Annotated in this window: 5 protein-coding genes; all 5 read left to right on the forward strand. The window is 29.0% G+C overall.

Translation table 11 applies throughout. The annotated features are described in order from the left end of the window. The first annotated feature begins 314 nt into the window (after window positions 1–314). A complete protein-coding gene (locus GQ540_RS03105; RefSeq protein WP_291797189.1) occupies window positions 315–1,412 on the forward strand; it encodes an aldose epimerase family protein in 1,098 nt (365 codons plus the stop codon). Further along, window positions 1,412–2,968, forward strand: coding sequence for an arylsulfatase (locus GQ540_RS03110; RefSeq protein WP_291797193.1), 1,557 nt, complete (start codon window positions 1,412–1,414; stop codon window positions 2,966–2,968). Before GQ540_RS03105 ends, GQ540_RS03110 begins: the two co-directional genes overlap by 1 nt. A gap of 39 nt (window positions 2,969–3,007) precedes the next feature. Further along, entirely contained in the window at window positions 3,008–3,712 is a 705-nt protein-coding gene (locus GQ540_RS03115) for an NUDIX domain-containing protein (RefSeq protein ID WP_291797196.1), read from the forward strand. A 135-nt stretch (window positions 3,713–3,847) separates the two neighbouring features. Beyond that, the gene (locus GQ540_RS03120) at window positions 3,848–5,206 is read left to right on the forward strand and encodes an alpha/beta hydrolase (RefSeq protein ID WP_291797199.1); all 1,359 of its coding nucleotides are present in this window, start codon (window positions 3,848–3,850) and stop codon (window positions 5,204–5,206) included. 128 nt (window positions 5,207–5,334) lie between these two features. Continuing rightward, window positions 5,335–5,458, forward strand: a 124-nt coding sequence (locus tag GQ540_RS03125) for an NAD-dependent epimerase/dehydratase family protein (protein ID WP_291797201.1), incomplete at its 3' end; no start/stop codon positions are given.

Genomic DNA, 5,458 nt, shown 5'->3' on the forward strand with positions numbered 1-5,458 from the left:
TATGCATTTAAAAATTGTGTAAAAGGTACATTATTTAATACAGAAGGCCTACCAGCCACATCATTTAGAACAGATATTTGGAATGAAGAACCCCTAAAAAACTAAAGATGAATAAATACTTAGAATAATTGGTTCGGATAACTTTCTGAAATAAATTAAATAACAAGATAAGTTTTAATTGTTTAGAATTCTAATAAAATAACTTAATGAAAAAACTCATCTTATTATGTTTCTTTATAGGATTCATTTCTTGTAAAAAGAAAAATATACAAAGTAATAACATTAATTCAACCCTAAAAAAGTTACAATTATTAATGACTCAAAATAATAACATAGCACCAAAAGACACTTTAAGTAAGAATATAGAAGCTCACCCGTTTGGGAAAATAAATTCTAAACAAATACTCTTATTTACACTTAAAAACTCAAATGGAATTAGTGCCAAAATAACAAATTATGGAGGTATTATAACTTCATTAAAAGTACCTAACAAAAATGGAATTACAGAAAATATAGTTTTGGGTTTTGATAATTTAGATGAATACATTAAATATCCAGGTTATTTTGGAGCAATTGTAGGTAGATTTTGTAATAGAATAGCAAAAGGGAAATTTACGTTAAATGCAAAAGAGTATCAATTGTCTATAAATGAAAATGGTAACCATATACACGGTGGCGTCAACGGATTTAATAAAGCTATTTGGGATACAAAACCTATTGAAGGAGAAGATTTTGTAGGTTTAGAATTATCCTATTTAAGCAAAAATATGGAAGAAGGTTATCCTGGTAACTTAACTGTTAAAGTTATATACAAACTTACTAATGCTAATGAATTAAAAGTTGAATATTTTGCTACTACTGATAAAACAACAATAGTAAACTTAACTCAGCACTCCTATTTTAACCTAACAGGAAATTCCAATTCATCAGTATTAAATCATAATTTAAAAATTAATGCAGATTATTTTCTTCCAATAAACGAGCATTTAATTCCAAAAGGAAATCTTAAACCTGTAAAGAACACTCCTTTTGATTTTTCTAAATTAACTAAAATTGAAGAGAATATTAATGAAGAAAATATACAATTACAGTTAGCATCTGGATACGATCATACATTTGTACTCAACAAAACAACCAACAATATAGCTGCAATAGTTTTTGATGAAGAAAGCGGAAGAAAAATGGAAGTTTATACTACAAAACCAGGTGTTCAATTATATCTTGGTAATTTTTTAAACAAAGCAACTAAACAGGAAATAGGCAGCATCTTTGAAAATCAACATGCATTTTGCTTGGAAACTCAATTCTTCCCAAATTCGCCTAATGAACCAACATTTCCATCATCAGTTTTATCACCCGAACAAGAATATTATCAAGCAACAATTTTTAAATTTTCTATAAAAAACAACTAATGAAAAAACTTATTTTAATATGCATCCTTGTAGCTTTTAACGCTTGTAAGAATAAAGGAGATCAAAATGAAAACACTAAAACAGCATCTGAAGAACAAAAAAAACCAAATATTGTTGTAATTTATGTAGATGATTTAGGATATGGTGATGTTGGTTTTAACGGAGCGACTGAAATTAAAACACCAAATTTAGATAAATTAGCAAATGAAGGAGTACGTTTTAACAATGGTTATGCAACTTCAGCAACGTGTACACCAAGTAGGTATGCTTTACTCACAGGGAGATATCCATGGAGAGAAAAGAAAGCAAAAATTTTACCTGGAACAGCACCTTTAATTATTGGTACAGAGCAAATGACTCTTCCTAAAATGTTAAAAGAAAAGGGGTATTATACGGGTATTGTTGGTAAATGGCATTTAGGTCTTGGAAGTGGAAATGTTAATTGGAACGAGAGAGTAAGTCCTGGGCCAAACGAAGTAGGTTTTGATTATTCATACATCATGGCTGCAACACAAGATAGAGTACCTACTGTTTATATAGAAAATGGAGATGTTGTTGGTTTAGATCCAAATGATCCCATTGAAGTTAATTATAGAAAGAATTTTGAAGGAGAGCCTACGGGTAAAAAAAATCCAGAACTATTAAAATTAAAGTGGCATCACGGGCATAATAGCAGTATTGTAAACGGTATTCCAAGAATTGGCTATATGAAAGGTGGTAAAACAGCACTTTGGAGAGATGAAGATATGGCAGATACTTTTTTAAAAGGAGCTCAAGAGTATGTTACAAAGCATAAAAACAAACCATTTTTCTTGTATTATGCAATGCAACAACCTCATGTACCACGTACACCCCATGAACGTTTTGTTGGGAAATCTGGTTTAGGTCCAAGAGGAGATGTTATTTTAGAGGCTGATTGGTGTATTGGAGAATTTGTAAAAACACTTGAAAAAGAAGGCTTATTAGAAAATACATTAATAGTTTTTACAAGTGATAATGGCCCAGTCTTAAACGATGGATATTATGATGATGCTGTTGAAAAATTAGGAAATCATACTCCTGCAGGTCCTTTTAGAGGTGGTAAATATAGTTTGTTTGAAGCAGGTACCCACGTGCCATTTTTTACATATTGGAAAGGTACTATAAAACCTTTTACTTCTGATGCATTGGTATCTCAAGTAGATGTATTAGCATCGTTGGCAAAGTTAGTTGGAAGTGATGTTACTGTGCAGGACAGTGAAGAATTATTAGATGTTTTTTTAGGTGAAAATGCAAAAGGAAGAGAAGAATTAATTATTGAAGCAACTACTAGAACAGCATTTAGACAAGGAGATTGGGTAATGATACCTCCATATAAAGGAAGAAAAATAGTTACATCTGTAAATATTGAAACTGCTAATTCTAAAAAATTTCAACTATACAATTTAAAAGAAGACATTGGTCAACAAAATAATTTAGCTGAAACTAATAAAGAAAAATTAAAAGAAATGCTTCTCTCTTTTGAAAAAATAAGAGGTAAAGACTATAATAATACCGAAAAGTTAAAACTGAAATAAATTTCATATTTTTACATAATATAAGATTCAATAAATAGTATGAAATTATTAGACACTTCACTTGTGTATAAAGGTCAAGAAAAAATATTAGTAGCTGTAGACTGCATTATTTTTGGCTTTGATTCAGAAAATTTAAAATTATTACTTTTCAAAAGAAAAGTTGAGCCTTTAAAAGGTGCCTGGTCTTTAATTGGAGCATTTATTAAAGAAAATTTAAGTTTAAATGATGCTGCAAAGCAAGTTCTTTTAGAGTCAACAGGCCTTAAAGGTATTTACATGCAAGAACTTCAAACGTATAGTGATATTGATAGAGACCCTGGTGAACGTGTAATTTCTGTAGCGCATTATAGCTTAATTAGAATTGATGCTTTTGAATTAGAAAGTGTTGAAAAATATGATGCTCATTGGTTTGATTTAGATAATATTCCTGATTTAATTTTTGACCATAGAAAGATGGTTGATGATGCTATTAATAAATTAAGAGCCAAAGCAAGATATCAACCTATTGGTTTTGAATTACTTCCAGAAAAATTTACAATTCCTCAATTGCAAATATTGTATCAATGTGTTTATCAAAAAAAATTAGATGATAGAAATTTTAGAAAAAAAATACTATCATTTGATATTTTAACAAAAACAGAAGAAAAAGATAAAACAGGATCTAAAAAAGGAGCTTTTTTGTATAAATTTAATCGCGAAAAATTTGATAAATTTATAGCTAAGGGCTACAATTTCGAGTTGTAATTTTTTTTTCAGTTAAAATTTAGGTTAATTAATCTTTATTGTGAACAGTGGTTGAGACTACCGTTTACAAAATAGCAAATAATAATTTTTCTTTTTTGCTTTAAAGGAAGTGACTAGTATTTTATTTTACAAATTATGTGTAATACAAAAAGTTTATTTACGCTTCTTATTTTCTTTTTACTAGTGCTTGAAGTTAAAGCTCAAAAATTAAAACCATTTAATGAACCTGTTTTTGAAACCATAAAAAATGGAAATTTTCAAAATAATTTTAATAATTGGACTGTAGTAGGAACGAATAACTTTTCAATTTCAAGTGAAGTTCCTAAAGGTATTTTAGGGAAAAGTATCAAATATTTAAAAAGAGACAGCCTAAAAAATATAACTTCAGGATTTTACCAAATCATCAATTTTAAGGAGGACACGTATTATAAACTTAAATTTAATTACAAGGGAAATGCTAATCTAAACCCTATAGTTATTATTGAAGAAAATTTCAAAAAAAAATTAAATAGAAGATTAATACGCTTAAATAAATCATCAAAGTGGGAAAATTTTAGCCTTGAATTTATGATGGGTAATAAAGGAGGTAGCACTTATAAAGTTTATATGTTTCCGACGGGTTTCCCTTTTCGAAAAAAAGACAAAGGTGTTGAAAAGAGAATTGAAAATATAAATGAAACTAAAAACGGTACAGTTTATTTTGCTAATTTTAATCTAACTGAAATTCATAGAAAACATTTGCCAATACCATCTGGGCCCTACACTTTTAAAACTGATACCATAATTTATAAAAAAACAGATAGTATAGACCTTAAATTATTTGTAGATATTCCTCAAGGTGTAAAAGGGCCATTTCCAGTTGATATATTAATTCACGGAGGTGGTTGGGTAAATGGAAGTCCAACAAAATTACTACCAGAATCAAAAATTTTAGCAGAAAGAGGTGTTGCTTGCGTGAGAGTACAATACAGACTTGTTAAAAACGGTGGCACTTTCAAAAAAACCATGAGTGATATTATGGATGCTATTGATTGGGTTAGAAATAATAAAAATAACTATCAATTTGACATGGATAGATTGGCACTATCAGGTGGGTCTGCAGGAGGTCATTTATCAGCTATTGCTGCTCAACACACGCCAGAATGTGCTACATATATTGGGTATTGGGGACTTTATAATGCTTATGAAAGAGGTTTAGGACGTTTTGGTAAAGGAAAATTTATAGGAACTAGTGGAGAAGAAAAGAAAAATGCTTCAGCAATTTATCAAATAAAAACACCTCCTCCTACTTCACTTCTCTTTCACGGAAAAGCCGACCCTACAATAGACTATATGCAAACAATTCATTTTGCTAAAGCAATTAAAAATAAAAGAGGTAAAGTACAAACTGTAATCTTAGACGGTGTTGGCCATGGAGTTGGTACTCATGGATTAATTTACTGCAAACTTCTTGACTTTTTAAATAAAGAATGGAACATGAAGATGAAGTATTAAATCAATAAACTTCAATAGATTTAAAGCAATTCAAACAATTTAATTTTTACTTATTTATTAATTTTAGATTAAAATATTTTATTTATTAAAAAATAAATGTAAATTTAACGTTTATTATTATAAGGTAAATGAAAACTCAAAAAATTATAGTTACTGGTGGGATGGGATATATTGGTTCTCATACGGTTGTAGCACTAATAAATAGTGGATATTCAATTGTTATTGTTGATAATTTATGCAATTCTAATATAG

It is taken from the genome of Lutibacter sp. (genome assembly GCF_013139515.1).
In the GTDB taxonomy this organism is placed as follows: Bacteria; Bacteroidota; Bacteroidia; order Flavobacteriales; family Flavobacteriaceae; genus Lutibacter.